The following is a 19,343-nucleotide window of genomic DNA, read 5'->3' as shown; positions in this document are numbered from 1 at the left end:
TTCACTGTTCACTGATTTAATGGTTGTAATTCTTTTTGGGTCGAGTCGAAATGACTGGTGGCATCAGCCAAATGCTTTAGTAGTGTAGACTGTGGCAAGGGTCCTTGCAAGTGGTTCCAGGGTAAGACTTGATCTGTTGACCAATTGGCGTGAACGTAGAAATCTAAGTCGGGGATTTGTCCCTTGAGTTGTTTGAAAGCACGTTTGTAACTACCCAAAGAATCACCGAAGTCGCGGGTGAGTTCTAAAAGCTGGGAGAGTCGGCGATCGCCCCTCGACAATAAGCCTTGAATAATCGACCAATTGTAACTTTCTGGGCGAAAATCTATCCCTTGAGGCTTGAGTTTTTTCTGTAAAAACTGCAACCTCTTTTCTGCTTGAGGATTCACTCCAAACCACTGAAATGGTGTGTGTGCCTTGGGAACAAAAGTACTACATCCTAGAGTTAACCGCAGTCCAGGAGCCGCTTTTTTGACATCACGCATCATCGCCACGGTTGCATCCACATCCTCTGGTTCTTCACCAGGAATTCCTACCATTCCGTAGAGTTTCAAACTAGATAATCCGCCAGCCTTAGCATTTACTGCAGCTTGGATAATTTCGTCGTTGTGCAACTTTTTGTTAATAATTTGTCGTAATTTTTCCGAACCGCTTTCTACGGCAATGGTAAGCGATTTCGTGTCTCGTTTTGCCAAAGTTTGCGCCAACTGCACCGTAACGGTGTTCGTTCGCACCGAGGCGATACTCAGACGTACATCATCGTACTTTGGCTGACTGATGTAATCCAGCAAAGCTTCAAACTCTGGATGCTGGGTAACTGAAGCCCCCAATAATCCTAAGCGATTTGTGACTGATAACCCTTTTTCAATCGCTGGAATCAGCGAATCTTCAAAACTAGCAGTTCTAAAAGGTAGTGTGAGATAACTAGCCAAACAGAAGCGGCACATTTCTGGGCAACTTCTCACCACTTCCACCATATAAATATTTTCCCATGCCGCTTTTTCCGTCACCACTGTTGATGCGGAGAGGACGTTTCCCCGGTAAGTTTGCTTTTGCACCACAGCGGGAATATCTGGTGAAATGGGTTGAATTGATTTGACAGCCCCATCTGATGCGAGATATTCCACCTCATACAAACTGGGGACATAAATACCAGGAACTTGTGCTAAAGCTTTGAGTTGGGTTTGTCTATCAGCGTTTCTAACTTGTTTGTAAGCTTCAATAAAATTCCCCAGCAAAATTTCCCCATCTCCCAGCAGAATGACATCAAAGAAATCCGCGAAAGGTTCGGGATTGGCTGTGAGTACAGGACCGCCACCAAAAACTATGGGATGATTATCATCTCTGGCATTTGTTCTGATGGGAATTTCCAAAGATTCCAGCAGGTTCAATATATTCACATAATCCAATTCCCACGACACGGAAAAGCCGAGTAATTCAGGCTTTCTTGGAAGTTGTTCGTGAGTGTCGGTGAACAGACGGCTTACCTGCACATCAGAACGTATTGCCAAAGTTGCCCACACTACCTGATAGCCAAGGCTAGTAATCCCCACGGTGTACTCGTTAGGAAAGGCAAAGATGGTGGGGATAGCGTCGGTGTCAGGGGTAGCAGGGGTAAATAAAAGGCGTTCAGCAGCAAATACAGAGGATGTCACAGGTGTTTGTTAATTGCAGGTTCATCTATATTTAATTTTAAGCCATAAAATTATGAGGTTAAAAACCAAGGTTACGCCGTTAGCAACAATAATCGGCAAAGCTCTTAAAGAAATTCCATACATTAACCATAAGAATAAACCTGTATTGAAGGTTATCAGCATGGCATAGGAAACATCTTTTGCAGATTTTGTTTGCCATGTTTTCAACATTTGCGGCAAGAATGAGAATGTGGTTAATGTCGCAGCAACTAATCCTAAAATTGTAATAAAATCCATTAGATGCAACCCTTTTAAGAACTTACCTGGCTCATTTAATCACTGATTAAATTCTCGGCACGCAACAATTCATCCAGACAATCAATCAAGTGATTAGCCTTGTCAAGAATGCCTTGGTCACTAAATGGATATGCAATACAGAAAATAAGACAGTTGATATTTTGTTCCATATGCATAGGCAACTTTTGACATAGCTGCTTGGCAAATTGTATCAAGCGTTTCTCTCCTGGTGATGGTACATAGTTGATAGCAAAAATAATATCAAAGTAACTTGCTATTAATGCTGCTATCCGATGGTTGATACTCACAAAGTCATGACGAATAATTGCCAATTCTATCTGATGCAAGTAGGAAGAAATGTTATTTCTTAAAATCGGATAATTTTTGGCAATGATAGCTTTTCTTAAAGGTTCGGGATAAGGTACATTAGCTTTCTCTTGCAACTGTTTAAACCAATCGTTTCGGTCATACAAGGACGTTGAGTGCAAAACGTTCCACCAAAAGCAAGTCGAATAGCCAACCGATGCTTGATGCTTCACAAGTACAGATTCTAACTGCGCCTCAATCCAATCCGGTGAACGGTACATGATATCAATACCACGTCCAGAATTGGTCTCTATCCATTCATCTCCTGGTTCCCAAAATTGATTATTTATTTCGCTACGAGTCGCGAATTTTCTGCTAATTTCAGAACGAATATCTACTGGAATTTCTTCTTCAACGTAGACGTAAAAATCCAAATCGGATAATTCATCGGAAACATTAGCTGATTGAGAACCACCTAAAGCAACAGCTACAACTTGAGGCAGTTTACTAAATTCTGAGGCTATAGTTTGAGCTAAAGAATTATGTTCAGGCATAATTTATACTTTCAAATGCGATGCACCCAATTGAATATGCTAGCAGTGAATTATTTATTCTCTGTCTTCCTCAGTTTTTTTATGCACTCCAACTTGAATAAGAGGATTCTTTGCAAACGCAAACTCTTCCACGGGCTGACCAGCTAGCAAGTGTTCCTCAATGATACGCTCACATACCTCAGGCGTGACGCTGTGATACCATATGCCTTCTGGGTAAACGATCGCAAGCGGTCCGCCTTTGCAAAACATCAAACATTCCGCTTGTGTACGGTAAAAGTACCGTCCGTTTTTTTCCAGTTCTTTGAGTCTCTTACCCAAATATTTCCAAGTTTTCTCGCCATCCGCACTTGCACAACAAGTGTCACCTGTCGTTCTCATACCTGTGCAAAGCAGAATATGACGTTCATATCCTCCTTGTCCATCGGTTGAAATCCGACGCGATTTTGCTTTGCGCTTCAGTTGTTTTGGGTCCATAATCGCGTTCTTATGGTATGGCTGGGTTTCGTTCCTCAACCAGCGCTTACGCAATTTTAGAATTACAGCCGTTTTCATTTAAATAGACCACATTGTAATGAAAGTGCATGCAGTTTCATTACAAAAATTGAAATTTTAGGTATGTAATTCATTAGACTTCTTGCATTCATTCCAAAAAAAAGAATAATGAACCACAGATGGACACAGATGGACACAGATGGAATCAAAAAGATGCAATCTTGTCTATTGACTTGAAAAGTGCTGTCATTCAGCACCATTCAAACATAGGGTGCGTTACCTTCCACTAACGCACCCTTATAGTATTTTGTAAAATATATTACAAAACTTTACATTGCCCGTGATGGCGCAACAGATGATCGCACAGTACCAGCGCCACCATCGCCTCAACCATTGGCACAGCACGAGGTAACACGCAAGGATCATGGCGTCCTTTGCCTGCTAATGTCGTCTCTTCACCCTCATTATTGACTGTCTTCTGCTCTTTTCTTATAGTTGCCGTTGGTTTAAATGCTACACGCAGGATGATATTTTCACCGTTAGAGATACCGCCTTGTATTCCACCAGAACGGTTGGTTACAGTGCGAATTTCACCATTGTCATCAATATAAAATTCGTCGTTATGCTCAAAACCAGTCAGTAACGTCCCTGCAAAACCGGAACCAATTTCAAAGCCTTTACTAGCTGGGAGGGACAACACGCCCTTAGCAATATCGGCTTCCAACTTATCGAAAACTGGCTCACCTAGGCCTTTCGGCACATTTCGCGCCACGCATTCTACCACGCCACCAACAGAATCACCTTGTCTGCCAGTTTGTTCAATTAATTCAATCATCCGTTCTGCACATTCAGCATCCGGACAGCGGGCGATGTTGCTTTCAACTTGCTCTAAAGTAACGGTGTTGGGGTCGATTGCGCCTTCTAAATCTTTGATGCGCTTGACGTAACCGATCACTTCAACATTAGCGACTTGACGGAGAATTTTTTTGGCGATCGCCCCTGCTGCAACTCGTCCAATTGTCTCCCGCGCCGACGATCTACCGCCACCTTGCCAATTACGAATACCATATTTAGCATCATAAGTCGCATCCGCATGGGAAGGGCGATACTTGACCGCCATTTCATCATAATCCTGAGAGCGCGTGTCTTTATTTCGTACCAGGATTGAAATTGGAGTTCCCAGCGTTTTCCCCTCAAATACCCCAGACAGAATTTCGCACGTGTCAGTTTCCTTTCGAGGCGTCGTAATCTTACTTTGTCCCGGACGCCTTCTGTCTAGTTCTACTTGAATTTCTTCTGCGGAAATTTCCAGTTGTGGAGGACAACCATCAATCACGACTCCCACACCGCCACCGTGGGACTCGCCGAAAGTTGTGATGCGAAACAGATGCCCAAAAGTATTGCCCATGATGTTGAGGAAGTATCGCCAAGCGCCTGTGGTTTACTTAAGTGTATTTTCTCACTACAAAGCAATAAATGCCATGATTGTCATTTAGTCATTTCTTTGACTTTTTTTGCTTATTACACATATCTTGTGAGACATATCTTGAAAATAGAGAAAAACATCTGTCTTAAAAGTTTACTTTCCAGACAGCTTGGAACAGCACTTCATCGGCATCTCTTGCAAAAGGTAAATTTTTTGAATATCAAACCACAGATCTAGGCGTAAGCCGTGCGGTAGGCTACACAGATGCACACAGATAATTTATTTGCGTACATATGCGGTTCCAAATACGCGCGTTGCATTCATGACTTACACCTCACCCCGCCCTTACAGGCACCCCTCTCCTTACTAAGGAGAGGGGCAGGGGTGAGGTTTTTACCTAATAATTGTATTAATAAATACAATTAAGTTAAGGATTAGCGTGTCGCAAAGCGACGAGCGCGTGTCCGTAAGGACTCAGGGACTCACCGTGGTACGAATATGCTATACATTGCACACGTGTAGAGACGTTGCATGCAACGTCTCTACATTGGCATCCTGATAATGGTTTTGGTCTTATCTGAACTGTATTGTGGTATAAATCTGATTTTTGTTAAAAATCTGTTATTCAAACCAAAAAGCGCCTCCCCATAAGGGAGACGCTTTTATTTAGCTAAGCAAACTTATTAGCCGTTGATAGCAGGAGCAGACAGAGCTACAGGAGCAACTTCAGTTGCAGCTAAGTCTAGAGGGAAGTTGTGAGCGTTACGCTCGTGCATTACTTCCATACCCAGGTTAGCGCGGTTGAGGATGTCCGCCCAGGTTCCAATCACACGACCTTGTGAATCAATCACACTGGAGTTGAAGTTGAAACCGTTGAGGTTGAACGCCATGGTGCTTACGCCCAGTGCGGTGAACCAGATTCCAATCACAGGCCATGCAGCCAGGAAGAAGTGCAAGCTGCGGCTGTTGTTGAATGAAGCGTATTGGAAGATCAAGCGACCGAAGTAGCCGTGTGCTGCAACGATGTTGTAGGTTTCTTCTTCTTGACCGAACTTGTAACCGTAGTTCTGAGATTCGGTTTCGGTTGTTTCACGAACCAAGGAAGAGGTTACCAAAGAACCGTGCATTGCACTGAACAAGCTACCACCGAATACACCTGCTACACCAAGTTGGTGGAAGGGGTGCATCAGGATGTTGTGCTCTGCTTGGAACACCAACATGAAGTTGAATGTACCAGAGATACCCAAGGGCATACCATCAGAGAAGGAACCTTGACCAATGGGGTAAATCAAGAATACTGCGGTTGCTGCTGCTACAGGAGCAGAGAATGCTACGCAGATCCAAGGACGCATACCCAAGCGGTAGGACAGTTCCCACTCACGACCCAAGTAGCAGAATACCCCAATCAGGAAGTGGAATACTACCAACTGGTATGGACCACCGTTGTACAACCACTCATCCAAGGAAGCTGCTTCCCAGATGGGGTAGAAGTGCAAACCAATAGCGTTGGAAGAAGGAACAACTGCACCAGAGATGATGTTGTTGCCGTATACCAATGAACCTGCAACAGGCTCACGGATACCATCGATGTCAACGGGAGGTGCTGCTACGAATGCGATGATGAAGCAGGTGGTTGCTGCAAGCAGGGTGGGGATCATGAGGACGCCGAACCAACCGATGTAGAGGCGGTTTTCGGTGCTGGTGATCCACTCGCAGAAGCGACCCCAGACGTTGGCGCTTTCGCGACGCTGTAAGGTTGTGGTCATCGTTTTATAAGTGCGTTACTTACGTAATGTGTATGTATTTGATGTGGAGGTAGGTTTCTTTACCTCTCTGTAAATATCTTAATGTCTTTATTTACTTTTGTAAAGTCTTTTCAGAAAAATTTATTTCTCTGAGTAGGTCGTCAGGTGTCGGGTGTAGGTGAAAAGAGGCGGAATCGCTTGTACCACAACACTTTGCGCTTGTTCAGGGCTTTGTCAATCCAATGGCAGAACTGACAGTGCTTGTTCAATATTGAGAGCCAAATACTTATCTAGCGGTACATACATCCAAAACACGGACGGCTGGGAATTGTAGCTGTTTTTCTGAAAACCCAATGCTGAAGCGAGTTGTTCATTAGCTGGATCTATGGCAATTGTATACATATCGCAAAGATTGGGAAAGTCAGCTTGCATCCGAATTAATGTCTTTTTTGAATCCTCTAAGAATTGACAAATGTTAACTCGCTGTTGATAGGGGGTATCTATTTGCCAAACTCGATTATATATAGATGTACAATTTAGGTCGCCTGGTAGAGCGATTTTGAAAGGGTCAGTTTCTCTGGTGGAGCTAAGAAGGTAAAGGCTTTTGTTTGGCGGAAGAAAGAAATTCTTTTCAGATTCCGTGGCTGTGGGATGGAAGGCGTAAAAGCCAACGATATGTTGATTGTCACAGCGACGTAGCACTCGCATACCAGTGGGATATAGCTCAGCCCAGCGCCGCAGTATTCTAGCAATTCTATAAGGTGCAGCAGCCGTCCTTTTGTTCAAGACAAAGGCACGAGCCAGAAAATTGGCAACGGGAATTGTGTCAATTCGGTGATCAAAGTCATCTGGTACAAGCTGTATAGCTTCTTTAGCATGAGCAGATTCGTCAGGATTTGGTAATGAAGAGCGAATGCGAATGCATGTCGTGTTCCCATCAAAGTCTTTTTCAATCAATCCCAAAGCGACGAGTTGATCAATCATCAGACCCGCCGCGCGATCGCTCCCCCGCCCATTATTTTTTTGACCATAGAAAATCTCATAAGCTTCCCGATGTGAGCAAGGAACAAACCCTTCTGGTAACTGCAGTTGAGTTAAGGGCGCTACACGCTTACCCAATTCTTGCTGCTGTTTGAGTAATAAGTAAGCCCACAATCTCACGAAATATTCTGCCCGACGGCGTGTGACACCAACCCGTCCTTTAAGCAAAGCGATGTACTTGAGTTGTTGCTCCACTGGAAACCATTGATCAATGGTTACTGGATTCATGTGACGGGACTCCTGGCAGAATTTCCCAAGGTTGTACAGATCCCTTGCACTTGCGTTTACATCAAAATAGCCATGAGTCAATAGCCAACAGGAAACAAGCTATCGACTATTAACTACCAACTCTTGACGAGCCGGGACAATACCTTATTATTTCGCAATTGCGATCGCCGTCAGACTTTTTGTAGAAAAACTTCACCCTGCTTCAGGTAACTTCCACAAACTTCCATCAACAAAAATTTGCTTCAGTGCTTTTGGTGAGCATACACGTTACGGCATAGACACTACAGAACCCAAAAAATGACAATTCGGACAAAGCACCAGATTCATTCTGACTGGTGCTCATTTTTGTCGCGTGTGCTTAGTTGTAAAGGAGATTTGCATGTACCTTCCGTATGAAGAACCAAATAATAACACTCCATCTACTGGAGGAAAACAATCTAAATCACATTTAAAAAGTGAGCAGTTGCAACCTGAGTCCCAGGTTGACTTACTGCAAGCTGTCATTGAAAGCTTTGTAGACGGCATTTTGATACTGACTACTGAACGTCAGTTACTCCATACTAATGAATGCGCTCGTCGAATTTGCCAACAATTAATCTCAAAGGGAAATTCTCCTGATGGTATACCAGAGGAAGTTTGGCGCGTTTGTGAGTCTTTGATTGAGAGCCGCGAACTCTTCCCTGGGGAAAAAATTGTCATCGAGTCCGAATTAGAAACTGATAGAGGTGTACAATTACGTATTCGGGCGAGATGGTTACCACTTGCTAGAGGTAAGCAGAATTTCTTATTGGTGATTTTGGAAGACCGCAATCAGATGAGTCAAAATATGGCATTGTCCGATGCCAAAAAGTTGGGTTTGACTAACCGCGAGGCAGAAGTTTGGCTACTGCGTCGCGCCAACCTTTCATACAAAGAGATTGCGGGTCAGCTTTACATTACCATCAACACCGTCAAAAAGCACTTGAAGAGCATTCACGCGAAGCAACAGGAAATGCTGTGGTCATAATAGGTAGTGGTTAGTGGTTAGTAGTTAGTGGTTAGTAATAATTAGTGGTTATGAACACGAAAAACAACTATCAAATGTACAGACGCGCCATGGCGAGCCAGCGCTGCAGGAGGGTTTCCCTCCGCAGGCGACTGGCGTCGCGTCTCTACAACTATCAACCAACAATTGCCACTCCTTACTTTTATGCCAACTTCTCATTCCCGAATTGTTACCTACAGCCCTGCTTACACAATTGTTCCGACTTACGAGTGCTTCAATCGCTGTAGCTACTGTAACTTTCGCACAGATCCAGGCAAAAGCCCCTGGATGACAATCTCAGAAGCAGAAACACTTTTAAAACCACTTCAAGGCAAAGACGTTTGTGAAATTTTAATACTAAGTGGCGAGGTGCATCCCCATTCCTTACAACGTCAGGCGTGGTTTCAGCGGATTTATGATTTGTGTAAATTAGCTCTTGCAATGGGATTTCTGCCACACACCAATGCAGGACCGCTGAGTTTTGAGGAAATGCAACAATTGAAGAAAGTTAACGTTTCAATGGGGCTGATGTTGGAACAGTTAACGCCAGAATTATTAAAAACAGTGCATAAACACGCACCCAGTAAATTACCAGAAGTGCGTCTACAACAACTACAGTGGGCGGGAGAATTAAAGATACCTTTTACCACTGGGTTACTATTAGGAATTGGCGAAACAGAAGACGATTGGTGGGAAACATTAGAAGCGATCGCCCAAATTCATCAACGTTACCATCACATTCAAGAAGTTATCCTGCAACCCCACAGCCCAGGAAATCAGCAAAGTTTTGACGCTCCACCCTTTGACCCTCATCAACTGCCAAGAGTTATTTCTCAGGCACGTCAAATTTTACCACCAGATATTACGATTCAAATACCGCCGAATTTAGTCAAAGATGCCAAATGGTTACTCGCTTGTATAGAAGCTGGTGCGAGAGATTTAGGCGGAATAGGACCAAAAGATGAAGTCAATCCTGATTATCCTCATCCTGATTATCAGGCATTGCAAGAAATATTAGAGCCAGCTGGATGGGAACTCGTTCCGCGTTTACCAGTCTATCCCCAGTTTGATAATTGGTTGTCGGAGGAATTGCAGACTGCTGTTAGGCGGTGGCGAAAGAATTTACACCCAACCGCTCTTGTGCAAGGAGAAGCGAGTACCCTCGTTCCCAGGCTGAGCCTGGGAATGCCTAAAAGGAGGCTCAGCCTCTAAGAGTGCTGCTGAGTAAACGAGGCAGAGCCTCTATAAACTGCGTTCCCAGCCTGAGAGTGGGAACGAGAGAAAATTTTCACTTTTCCTGTTAGTTCTTTCGCGCACGAGTGTTTGAGACTCACGCACGAGTGTTTGAGACTCACGCACGAGTGTTTGATACTCACGCACGAGTGTTTAGGACTCGTGGACGAGTGTTTGAGACTCGCGAACGAGTGTTTGAGACTCGCGAACGAGTGTTTGAGACTCACGCACGAGTGTTTGAGACTCACGCACGAGTGTTTAGGACTCACCGACGAGTGTTTAGGACTCGCGCACGAGTGTTTGGAACTCAAAGACGAGTGTCAGAGGTTATCTGGCTCGTAGTAAGCGCTTTAGCGCTAAAGCGCTTACTACAAACTAGACTTAGTATGAGAAAGATGGCAATATTTTTGAACCTATGCTTGATAGTCAAGAATTACTCACAAATCTATACAACGCTTTTAACCCATTTGAACCCTTACCTGCAGATGATCTGAGGTATGTAGATTGTCAGGATGTGCGGGGAGATGCGGATATCTTAAATGAGTTGGGGAACCGCATACAACGAGCAAACACAAAGACTTGCCAATTGTATTCTGGACATCGGGGGGCAGGGAAGTCTACGGAACTACTTAGATTAAAGCAATATCTGGAAAATCGCAAATTCTATGTCGTTTATTTTGCCGCTGATGAAGAAGATATCGACTCCGAAGATGCCCAATATACAGATATTCTCCTTGCCTGTACCCGCCGATTGCTCAAAGATTTACACAAAATTGCCAATCCTCGTCCTATACTCAATTGGCTCAAAGAACGCTGGCAAGACTTAAAAGACTTGGCACAGACTGAGATGGAGTTTGAGGGCATGGAAGTAGAAACACAACTTTCGCAGTTTGCCAAGCTAACAGCAAATTTAAGAGCCGTTCCCGAATTACGCCAGCAGATTCGTAGAAAAGTCGATCCCCATACTGTCACCTTAATTAAGGTGTTGAATGAATTCCTGGCAGATGCAAAAAGCAAGCTACCAAACGGCTATACTCAACTGGCGGTGATTGTCGATAACTTAGACCGGATGGTATTAGTTAAAGATGGGGAAAACACAAATCATGAAGAAGTTTTTTTAGACCGTAGTGAACAACTCAAGGCTTTGAATTGCCATTTGATTTATACTGCCCCTATTTCTATGTTGTATTCTAAACGGGCGACAGACATTAGAGATATCTATGGTGAATGCTTGATTTTGCCGATGATTATGGTCAAAACTCGCACAGGAGAAGCTTACGAACCAGGACTCAAGAAAGTCAAAGAAGTTATTCGTAAGCGAGTTCGGCAAATTGAACAAGAACTTCCCTTGGAAAACGGAATTTTTGATAGTCAGCAAACCTTAGAAAGATTGTGTTTGATGAGTGGAGGTCATGTCAGAAATTTGCTATTGTTAACTCAAAGCGCCATTGGACGGACTGAAGAATTACCAATTACTGAAAAAGCAGTGCGACGAGCAATCACTCAAGCCAGAGATGACTATCATCGTGCAGTGGAAAATCATCAATGGTGTCTGCTGGCGGAAGTCTCCCGTTCTAAACGCATCGTTAATGATGACCAGTATCGCAGTTTGATGTATAACCGCTGTCTTTTAGAATATCGCTATTTAGATGATGATGGAGAAATGCAGCGTTGGTATGACATTCACCCACTGATTCAAGGAATTTCCGAATTTAAAGAAGCTGTGGCGAAACTTCCATGAACCCAAATTTAACTGATTGGGAAAGTGATTGGGATGATGATTTACCTCCGGAACCGGAGGAAGTTTATCAAGATTTGGTTCGCGCATTGAAACGCAAGTCAGGATTCGGCTTGTTTTTTGTGCAGTGTACACCTGCGGAATCAGACCGCTTGATTGCCAAACTTCCGCAGGATATTCCACAGAAAAAGGTTGCAGCCTTGCGCTTAGTTGAGGCGATTGATAATTTATATCAGCGGGTAGCTGAGTTTGTTAAAGAGAAGCAAGTTGATATTTTATTGATTAAAGGACTGGAATATTCTTTATATAAGTATGAGAAAAGAAGTTTTGGCGAAATCACAGAAGGACAGTTTAGCAATTTAACTCGTGTGCCGCCAATTTTAAACCACCTTAATCAACAGCGAGAACGATTTCGAGATGATTTTCAGTTTTGTTTTGTTTTTCTTTTACGGTCATTTTCTATAAACTATTTAATTCATCGCGCCCCAGATTTTTTTGACTGGCGATCTGGAGTTTTTGAATTACCCACGACACCAGAAGTGGTAGATGAAGAATCATCTCGCCTCTTAGATGAAGCAGACTATGAGGAATATTTTAAACTCAGTCAAGAAAAAAAGATAGAGAAAATTTTGGAAATTCAAGATTTTCTGACAGAAAAACATCAGACAGAAAGTCGAAAGGCTAGCCTACTACGTGAACTGGGAAGGTTGTTAGTTACTGCTAAGGAATACGAAGCAGCACTCACATCTTACGACCAGGCAGTGAAAATTAAACCAGACTACCACTATGCTTGGAACAGCCGAGGTATTGCGCTGGAGAATTTAGAACGCTTTGAAGAAGCGATCACCTCTTACGACAAGGCTTTGGAAATTCAACCAGACTACCCCTATGCTTGGGACAACCGAGGAAATGCGCTACGGAATTTAGAACGCTTTGAAGAAGCGATCGCCTCTCACGACAAAGCTTTGGAAATTCAACCAGACTACTATGATGCTTGGGACAGCCGAGGTATTGCGCTACGGAATTTAGAACGCTTTGAAGAAGCGATCGCCTCTCACGACAAAGCTTTGGAAATTCAACCAGACTACCACTATGCTTGGAACAGCCGAGGTATTGCGCTGGAGAATTTAGAACGCTTTGAAGAAGCGATCGCCTCTTACGACAAAGCTTTGGAAATTCAACCAGACTACCACTATGCTTGGAACAACAAAGGCAATGCGCTGAGGAATTTAAAACGCTACGAAGAAGCGATAGCTTGCTACGAACAAGCACTGAAGATTCAACCAGACTACCACTATGCTTGGAACAACAAAGGCAATGCGCTGAGGAATTTAAAACGCTATGAAGAAGCGATCGTCTCTTACGACAAAGGTTTGGAAATTCAACCAAACTACCACTATGCTTGGAACAGCCGAGGTATTGCGTTGGAGAATTTAGAACGCTTTGAAGAAGCAATTGTCTCTTACGACAAAGCTTTGGAAATTCAACCAGACTACTACTCTGGTTGGAACAACCGAGGAGATGCGCTGGAGAATTTAGAACGCTACGAGGAGGCAATCGCCTCTTACGACAAAGCTTTGGAAATTCAACCAGACTACTATCAGGCTTGGAAGTCCCGAGGCTATGCGTTGTATAACTTAGGTCGCTATGAAGAAGCTGTCATCAGTTTTGATAAAGTCTTGGAAATCACACCCGATGACTACCAAGCTTGGAATAACCGAGGTTATCTATTGCTTAAAAAATACTCCTATGAAGGAATGACTGTTGTTTACGAAAAAGCCTTAGAAATCGGATTGAATCCCCACAATGTTTGTAACAATCAAATCTCCACCTTACATTACTTACAGCTCTATGAAGAAGCCCTTAGCAATTTCAACAAAGCTATAGAACTTAAACCAGATTTTGCATTAACCTGGGCAAATCGAAGTTTTCCATTGTATTACTTAGGTTGTTATGAAAAGGCACTTGCTAGTTGCAACAAAGCCCTTGAGTTAAAAGCTGATGGCTCTGTAGCTTGGTCTAATAAAGGCTTTGCACTGATGAGCTTACAGCGCTATGAAGAAGCAATTACCAGTTTTGATAAAGTACTAGAAATTCAACCTAACAATCATAGTGCCTGGTACAACAAAGCTTGCTGTTATGCCATTCAAGGTAACATTGAGCAGGCAATTGAAAACCTCGAACAAGCAATTCATCTCAATCCTGATGAATGTCGGCAAAGGGCAAAAACCGATTCAGATTTTGACAGTATTCGTGAAGATGAGCGCTTGGTGGCATTGATTCAAGAACAGCACACAGGCGATTAATTAAAGTTATTTTAGAAAGGGGATGTTGAGTATCATAATGAATAATGCTACAAAAGCTAACTAGTTTTAGGGAGGTAAGCTTGGATGTCAGAAACAATCAATATCGAACAAGCAGTATTAAATAATCTGCGGATACTCCCAAACGAAAAACAAAAGGAAGTACTGGATTTTGTAGAATTTCTAGTGCAAAAAGCAGGTAACCTAAAGCAGGTAAGCAGCGAAGATTCAGATTATAGTATTTCATCAATAACCCAGGAGAAAAAACAGTTATCTCTGCAAGAAATTGCTAGACTTCCTGTGGAGGAACGTCACAAACTACTAGCACCTTATATAGCTGCAACAACTGAAGATTTTTTAAAAGACCCAGCATTGACAGAGTTTTCTGTTTTGGATGGGGAAGACTGGGAAACTGAAAATGACTAATCCCAGACGAGGTGAGATTTGGCTTGTGCAACTTGATCCTACCAGAGGGCAAGAAATTCAGAAAACTCGCCCTGCTGTTGTGATTAGTTCCGAGATATTTAGTGCTATCCCCATGCGGATAATTATTCCTGTAGCAACTTGGCAACCTAAATTTCAAAATCGCCCCTTCATGGTTCCAATTCAGCAAACTGATGAAAATGGTTTAGACTCAGATTCAGCAGGTAATGTTTTACAAGTTCGTAGTGTAACGACAGAGCGATGCGTTCGGTGTTTGGGAAAAGTGTCTGAAGAGGTTATGCAAGAATTACTAGCAGGTTTAATTATCTGTATTGATTATTCTCCCAAGAGCAACAGTTGACTTATTGCGCTATTACTTAAATCTGTTTCCTCACCCAATGACGAAAATTTCGCGTCATTCCCATCACCCCAATTCTTTGACTTTCCTCTAAAAAACGAGAAATTTCAATTAAAGGTAGTTGTGCAAAAGTTGGTGAATTATTACACTGAACATATTCGCCTTGTTGCAGTTGGTAAATGTGCAGAACACCTTCGTCATAGCGCCAAAGTTCAGGAACAGCCAAAGAAGCATAAATCTGGAATCGATCCAGAGATGAACTAGTCAAGTCTACTTCTACCACTAAGTCCGATGGTGGATCATTACTCAAGTCAGTTGCTATTTTGTTTCTCACCCGTGCTTCATTCCGGATGTAGTAGCTGCTATCGGGTTCAGCAGCACGCCGCAAATCTTTACGTTTAAGAGTCGTCGAACCTGTAGGAAAAATTTCTAAATTCAACTCTTCCCCAAGAACAAAAATCAGACGTTCAATTAATCTGTTCCAATACTCATGAGGCAAGAGTGGGGCCATAATTTCCAGCGTACCTCTGTCGTAAGCCATTCGGGAGGCTCGGTCATTTCCCATTTCTGCTAGCATGGTTTCAAAGGTCTGCCAGCTGATGTTTCTTAAGACAACCCTTTGTTCTGAAGAAGCGCGTGTCGTTACCATTGCTCGATTGGGTACAGGCTTATACTATAAAACATAGCGTCAGAGAAAAACTTTGAAAGCAGAGAATCAAAAAGCATCTATCTTAAGTATGAGTTGAGACACAAAAACAGTGTTCTAAAATAGAAAGAGCAGGATTCGGGGGACCATTTAACTGGTCATAGGCGCTTATAGAGACTATCTTCGGTAATCTCCAAGGTCTAAAGTCAAGTCAGCTGAAGCAACTACAGCGACTGTATCACCAGCGCATACCGGGCGATCGCATCACCACGCCCGAGTTTTCCCAGCGACTGGCAGCAATTAGCACTGAAATCAATCAGCCGGTGTGTGCCTACCTCAACCGTCGCGGACAGGTGATCCGCGTAGGGGTAGGCACGCCGCGTCAAACGCAAATTCCACCGTTGGAATTGCCCCGTTATGGCGCAGAACGATTGAGCGGTATTCGTTGCATCGCCACTCACTTGAAGCCAGAACCGCCTAATGAAACGGCGCTGACGGCTATGGCATTGCAACGGTTGGACGCTCTAGTGATGCTGAACATTACCGGAACGGGATTTCAACGACGCGGTGGTGGCGCAACTGGGTATGTCAAGCAAGCTTACCTAGCTCACCTGACACCCCAAGATGCTCGCGCCCTGATCACCAGTCCAGCCGTGCAAAAAGTTTCTGCGGATCTTCCCGCTGCTAGCGGGGGGAATCAGGGGGGTAGAGAACAAAAGAGCAACCTCCCATACACGAGCTGGAGCATTTCACCACCGATGAGTGTAGATATGCTGACACAGCAGGACTTCATGGATTTGGTGGAAGCACTGGAAGCGGAGTTCCGGCGGGAATATGTCGCCCAAGAAGTAGATGCCGACCACGATCGCGTCCTGATTGTTGGGGTGATGACTGATGACATGACTGCTCAACAATTCCAAGACACCTTGGATGAATTGGGACGGTTGGTAGATACTGCTGGCGGAGAGGTATTGGAGATGATGCGGCAAAAGCGATCGCGCATTCATCCTCAAACAGTGGTTGGTGAAGGTAAAGTCCAAGAAATCGCCATCACCGCCCAAACTCTGGGAGCAAATCTTGTGGTCTTTGACCATGACCTCTCACCCGCTCAAATTCGTAACTTAGAATCGCAAATTGGTGTCCGGGTTGTTGACCGCACCGAAGTCATTTTGGATATCTTTGCCCAACGCGCTCAATCACGTGCTGGTAAATTGCAAGTTGAACTCGCACAACTAGAATATATGTTGCCGCGACTGGCTGGTCGAGGTCAGGCAATGTCCAGGCTGGGGGGTGGTATTGGTACAAGAGGTCCTGGTGAAACAAAACTAGAAACAGAACGCCGTGCTATTGGGCGACGGATTGCTCGACTGCAACAACAAGTCAATCAACTACAGGCACATCGGGAGCGGTTGCGCCAGCGGCGACAACATCAAGAGGTTCCCTCAGTGGCGATCGTTGGTTATACCAACGCTGGTAAGTCTACCCTGCTCAATGCTCTCACTAACGCAGAAGTTTACACGGCAGACCAATTGTTTGCCACTCTCGACCCAACCACACGCCGCCTTGTTGTTCCCCATGCGGAAATGGGTGAACCCCAAGAGATTCTAGTGACAGATACAGTAGGGTTTATTCACGAATTGCCCGCATCTTTAATGGATGCCTTCCGCGCCACCTTAGAGGAAGTCACGGAAGCTGATGCCCTGCTGCATTTGGTAGATTTGTCTCATCCTGCTTGGCTGAGTCATATTCGCTCTGTCAGGGAGATTTTGACACAAATGCCAGTCACTCCTGGTCCGGCGCTGGTTGTTTTTAACAAAATTGATGAAGTAAATAGCGATACTCTAGCATTAGCACAGGAAGAGTTTCCTCTAGCGGTGTTTATCTCTGCGAGCCAGCGTTTAGGATTAGAAACCTTACGTCAGCGTCTCGGTCAACTGGTTGAATATGCTGCTTCCTATCGCTAAATATAGAGAGAGCTTCATATCTCAGTACCGTTGAGATAACAGCGCTGTTTTATTTTCCAAAGGTTTTTGTAGGGTGGGAGTACCCGCCTTACAAAAAATCGCTGTTACCTAAGATAATAACTGTAGATATCTGACAGGAGAAGAAATAAAAATAAGGTACTGTTTGTTACCTATAACAGTATCTTATTTTATTTTGATTGCTAGAAATTGACTTTGCAGTCGATAAGAACAGCAGACACAAGATGACCAACTATCCACAGTCAACAACAACATTATTTTAAAATTAAGAAACATTAATGAAAGTTGAGGATGTTATGGCTGCAAAAGTAGAAATTTACACTTGGAGAACTTGCCCATTTTGTATCCGTGCCAAAAATTTGCTGGCAAGAAAAGGGGTGGATTTCATCGAATACAGCATTGATGGAGATGAGGCTGCACGGAGTCAAATGCAAAGAAGAGCAAATGGCAGGCGCACTTTGCCGCAAATTTTCATTAATGAGCGTCACATTGGTGGTTGTGATGATATCTACGCTTTAGACTCTCAAGGTAAGCTAGATGAGTTATTAGTATCAACCAACAATGTCTAGGTTGATGGTATGACAGCGGTTTTCAGTAAGGTGGGCATCGCTGACCAATATCTCAAATGTCCATCACATTAAGTTACAGGCAATGCCCACCCTACGATTTGTGGTCTAATTATTGGAAAAGCGCTGTAAGAGTGAAAAGCAAGGAAAAAAGTTAGGAGTTAAGAGGAGCCAGCGCGTTGCCCAGATCAGCAACTGCCGTTGAGCAATTAGCAATAAAACTTATAACTCGTAACTGTTCAAGAGATAATCAAAATTAAATAATCTTGGAATTTCCTGGCAATTGAGGCAGAAAGCGTGAAACTGGCTTTTATTATTGATCCCATCCATCAGCTCGACCCGTGTCATGATACCAGCGTTGCTCTTATGGAAGCTGCGCAAATCCTAGGACATGAAATTTGGATAACTCAAGCTAATCTACTTAGTGTGGTGCAAGGCAAAGCTTGGGCAGCCCTAGAAAAAGTGGAACTTGTACCAGTGCAGTTAGTGGAGGGACGTTATCAGGCGGCGAATCCTTGGTACAAATTGAGCCAACGCGCCGCCTTTTGCTTGGAAACAATGGATGCCGTATTCATGCGGACAGATCCACCAGTCACAGTCCCTTATCTCTATGCCACATACATTCTGGACTACATTGACCAAAACAAAACCTTGGTGATTAATAGTCCTGCGGGTATCCGAGCAGCAAACGAAAAAATGTATGCCCTGCAATTTACCGAAGCGATTCCCGAAACTATCGTCACTGCTGATAAACAGTTGATTCGGCAATTTGTAGAAGCCAAGGGAAGAGCGATACTCAAACCACTAGGAAACAAAGCAGGAGAAGGAATTTTATTTTTAGAACCAGGCGATCGCAACTTCAACTCCATAGTTGAACTCAGTACCCTTCAAGGTCGAGTACCAGTTATGGTGCAAATTTACTTACCGGAGGCAAAAGACGGAGACAAGCGAATTATCCTACTTAATGGCGAACCGATTGGTGCCCTCAATCGCCTTTCATCTGGCAGCGATTTTCGCAATAACATGGCGACTGGTGGCACAGTTGCCCAAACTAAAATCACTCCAAGGGAAGATGAAATTTGTGCGCAAATAGCAGATACGCTACGTAGAGACGGCTTAATATTTGTCGGGATCGACGTTATCGGTGGATACATGACCGAAGTTAACGTCACTAGTCCTACCGGCGTGCGCGAGATAGATCGACTAGACGGCACTCGCCTTGGTAATCAAGTTATTCAATGGGTCGAGCAAGCAAAAAAATCATGAATGATAACCATTGCTATAAACCCAGACTGTCACAGTTATACAGTGACATCCTGGTAATGGCTTCATCAGCAGCAACACCAG

General features: G+C 43.8%; 17 protein-coding genes. 9 read left to right on the top strand and 8 right to left on the bottom strand.

The features are described 5' to 3' along the window. Nucleotides 1-8 precede the first annotated feature (8 nt). The 7 genes from ACM0OZ_RS06135 to ACM0OZ_RS06105 all read right to left on the bottom strand — a co-directional run bounded on the left by ACM0OZ_RS06135 (nt 9) and on the right by ACM0OZ_RS06105 (nt 7,723). Nucleotides 9-1,655 carry a B12-binding domain-containing radical SAM protein gene (locus ACM0OZ_RS06135; protein WP_414581909.1) on the bottom strand — a complete coding sequence of 549 codons (1,647 nt, stop codon included), beginning with the start codon at nt 1,653-1,655 and terminating at the stop codon, nt 9-11. A gap of 21 nt (nt 1,656-1,676) precedes the next feature. Further along, nucleotides 1,677-1,931, bottom strand: a complete 255-nt coding sequence (locus tag ACM0OZ_RS06130) for a SemiSWEET family sugar transporter (protein WP_414581908.1) — start codon at nt 1,929-1,931, stop codon at nt 1,677-1,679. A 35-nt stretch (nt 1,932-1,966) separates the two neighbouring features. Beyond that, nucleotides 1,967-2,791, bottom strand: coding sequence for a DUF4037 domain-containing protein (locus ACM0OZ_RS06125; RefSeq protein ID WP_414581907.1), 825 nt, complete (start codon nt 2,789-2,791; stop codon nt 1,967-1,969). A 54-nt stretch (nt 2,792-2,845) separates the two neighbouring features. Continuing rightward, on the bottom strand, nt 2,846-3,265 hold the full coding sequence (locus ACM0OZ_RS06120; protein ID WP_414581906.1) for a (2Fe-2S) ferredoxin domain-containing protein: 420 nt from the start codon (nt 3,263-3,265) through the stop codon (nt 2,846-2,848). A gap of 337 nt (nt 3,266-3,602) precedes the next feature. Next, the gene (aroC, locus tag ACM0OZ_RS06115) at nt 3,603-4,691 is read right to left on the bottom strand and encodes a chorismate synthase (RefSeq protein WP_414581905.1); all 1,089 of its coding nucleotides are present in this window, start codon (nt 4,689-4,691) and stop codon (nt 3,603-3,605) included. A 701-nt stretch (nt 4,692-5,392) separates the two neighbouring features. Next, nucleotides 5,393-6,475, bottom strand: coding sequence for a photosystem II q(b) protein (gene psbA, locus ACM0OZ_RS06110; RefSeq protein ID WP_073635504.1), 1,083 nt, complete (start codon nt 6,473-6,475; stop codon nt 5,393-5,395). Nucleotides 6,476-6,688: 213 nt separating this feature from the next. Next, nucleotides 6,689-7,723, bottom strand: coding sequence for a hypothetical protein (locus ACM0OZ_RS06105; protein ID WP_414581904.1), 1,035 nt, complete (start codon nt 7,721-7,723; stop codon nt 6,689-6,691). Nucleotides 7,724-8,102: 379 nt separating this feature from the next. Here ACM0OZ_RS06105 and ACM0OZ_RS06100 point away from each other — a divergent pair, with 379 nt between their 5' ends. The 6 genes from ACM0OZ_RS06100 to ACM0OZ_RS06075 all read left to right on the top strand — a co-directional run bounded on the left by ACM0OZ_RS06100 (nt 8,103) and on the right by ACM0OZ_RS06075 (nt 14,805). Then, nucleotides 8,103-8,729: a helix-turn-helix transcriptional regulator gene (locus ACM0OZ_RS06100; protein ID WP_414581903.1), complete on the top strand. Its 627-nt coding sequence runs from the start codon at nt 8,103-8,105 to the stop codon at nt 8,727-8,729. Between the two features lie 183 nt (nt 8,730-8,912). Beyond that, complete coding sequence (gene cofG / locus ACM0OZ_RS06095) at nt 8,913-9,959, top strand: 7,8-didemethyl-8-hydroxy-5-deazariboflavin synthase subunit CofG (RefSeq protein ID WP_414581902.1); 1,047 nt, start codon at nt 8,913-8,915, stop codon at nt 9,957-9,959. A 436-nt stretch (nt 9,960-10,395) separates the two neighbouring features. Beyond that, nucleotides 10,396-11,721 (top strand): ATP-binding protein, encoded by a 1,326-nt coding sequence (locus ACM0OZ_RS06090; protein WP_414581901.1) that lies wholly within the window; start codon nt 10,396-10,398, stop codon nt 11,719-11,721. Next, on the top strand, nt 11,718-14,024 hold the full coding sequence (locus tag ACM0OZ_RS06085) for a tetratricopeptide repeat protein (RefSeq protein ID WP_414581900.1): 2,307 nt from the start codon (nt 11,718-11,720) through the stop codon (nt 14,022-14,024). Before ACM0OZ_RS06090 ends, ACM0OZ_RS06085 begins: the two co-directional genes overlap by 4 nt. An 84-nt stretch (nt 14,025-14,108) precedes the next feature. Then, nucleotides 14,109-14,447, top strand: a complete 339-nt coding sequence (locus ACM0OZ_RS06080; protein WP_414581899.1) for a DUF2281 domain-containing protein — start codon at nt 14,109-14,111, stop codon at nt 14,445-14,447. Then, the gene (locus tag ACM0OZ_RS06075; RefSeq protein WP_414581898.1) at nt 14,440-14,805 is read left to right on the top strand and encodes a type II toxin-antitoxin system PemK/MazF family toxin; all 366 of its coding nucleotides are present in this window, start codon (nt 14,440-14,442) and stop codon (nt 14,803-14,805) included. Before ACM0OZ_RS06080 ends, ACM0OZ_RS06075 begins: the two co-directional genes overlap by 8 nt. Before the next feature lie 16 nt (nt 14,806-14,821). On the opposite strand, the gene ACM0OZ_RS06070 is transcribed toward ACM0OZ_RS06075, so the two are convergent. Next, a complete protein-coding gene (locus tag ACM0OZ_RS06070; RefSeq protein ID WP_414581897.1) occupies nt 14,822-15,451 on the bottom strand; it encodes a Uma2 family endonuclease in 630 nt (209 codons plus the stop codon). A gap of 167 nt (nt 15,452-15,618) precedes the next feature. Between ACM0OZ_RS06070 and hflX the strand changes: the two genes are divergently transcribed. The 3 genes from hflX (at nt 15,619) to gshB (ending at nt 19,262) form a co-directional block, all read left to right on the top strand. After that, entirely contained in the window at nt 15,619-17,412 is a 1,794-nt protein-coding gene (hflX, locus tag ACM0OZ_RS06065; protein WP_414581924.1) for a GTPase HflX, read from the top strand. Between the two features lie 314 nt (nt 17,413-17,726). Beyond that, a complete protein-coding gene (grxC, locus tag ACM0OZ_RS06060) occupies nt 17,727-17,999 on the top strand; it encodes a glutaredoxin 3 (protein WP_041037915.1) in 273 nt (90 codons plus the stop codon). Nucleotides 18,000-18,293: 294 nt separating this feature from the next. Further along, on the top strand, nt 18,294-19,262 hold the full coding sequence (gshB, locus tag ACM0OZ_RS06055) for a glutathione synthase (protein ID WP_414581896.1): 969 nt from the start codon (nt 18,294-18,296) through the stop codon (nt 19,260-19,262). The last annotated feature ends 81 nt before the right edge of the window (nt 19,263-19,343 follow it).

It is taken from the genome of Scytonema sp. PCC 10023, from assembly GCF_963920835.1.
Lineage (GTDB): Bacteria > Cyanobacteriota > Cyanobacteriia > Cyanobacteriales > Nostocaceae > Kalymmatonema.
The sequence above is the reverse complement of the archived record's forward strand: the minus strand, read 5'-3'. Positions and strand labels throughout refer to the sequence as shown.

Bases quoted from the DNA above. Each gene is read 5' to 3' on its own strand.
- aroC (WP_414581905.1), bottom strand. From the start codon at position 4,691: ATGGGCAATACTTTTGGGCATCTGTTTCGCATCACAACTTTCGGCGAG.
- ACM0OZ_RS06125 (WP_414581907.1), bottom strand. From the start codon at position 2,791: ATGCCTGAACATAATTCTTTAGCTCAAACTATAGCCTCAGAATTTAGT.
- ACM0OZ_RS06080 (WP_414581899.1), top strand. From the start codon at position 14,109: ATGTCAGAAACAATCAATATCGAACAAGCAGTATTAAATAATCTGCGG.
- ACM0OZ_RS06075 (WP_414581898.1), top strand. From the start codon at position 14,440: ATGACTAATCCCAGACGAGGTGAGATTTGGCTTGTGCAACTTGATCCT.
- cofG (WP_414581902.1), top strand. From the start codon at position 8,913: ATGCCAACTTCTCATTCCCGAATTGTTACCTACAGCCCTGCTTACACA.
- grxC (WP_041037915.1), top strand. From the start codon at position 17,727: ATGGCTGCAAAAGTAGAAATTTACACTTGGAGAACTTGCCCATTTTGT.
- ACM0OZ_RS06105 (WP_414581904.1), bottom strand. From the start codon at position 7,723: ATGAATCCAGTAACCATTGATCAATGGTTTCCAGTGGAGCAACAACTC.
- ACM0OZ_RS06130 (WP_414581908.1), bottom strand. From the start codon at position 1,931: ATGGATTTTATTACAATTTTAGGATTAGTTGCTGCGACATTAACCACA.
- psbA (WP_073635504.1), bottom strand. From the start codon at position 6,475: ATGACCACAACCTTACAGCGTCGCGAAAGCGCCAACGTCTGGGGTCGC.
- ACM0OZ_RS06085 (WP_414581900.1), top strand. From the start codon at position 11,718: ATGAACCCAAATTTAACTGATTGGGAAAGTGATTGGGATGATGATTTA.
- ACM0OZ_RS06120 (WP_414581906.1), bottom strand. From the start codon at position 3,265: ATGGACCCAAAACAACTGAAGCGCAAAGCAAAATCGCGTCGGATTTCA.
- ACM0OZ_RS06100 (WP_414581903.1), top strand. From the start codon at position 8,103: ATGTACCTTCCGTATGAAGAACCAAATAATAACACTCCATCTACTGGA.
- ACM0OZ_RS06090 (WP_414581901.1), top strand. From the start codon at position 10,396: ATGCTTGATAGTCAAGAATTACTCACAAATCTATACAACGCTTTTAAC.
- ACM0OZ_RS06070 (WP_414581897.1), bottom strand. From the start codon at position 15,451: ATGGTAACGACACGCGCTTCTTCAGAACAAAGGGTTGTCTTAAGAAAC.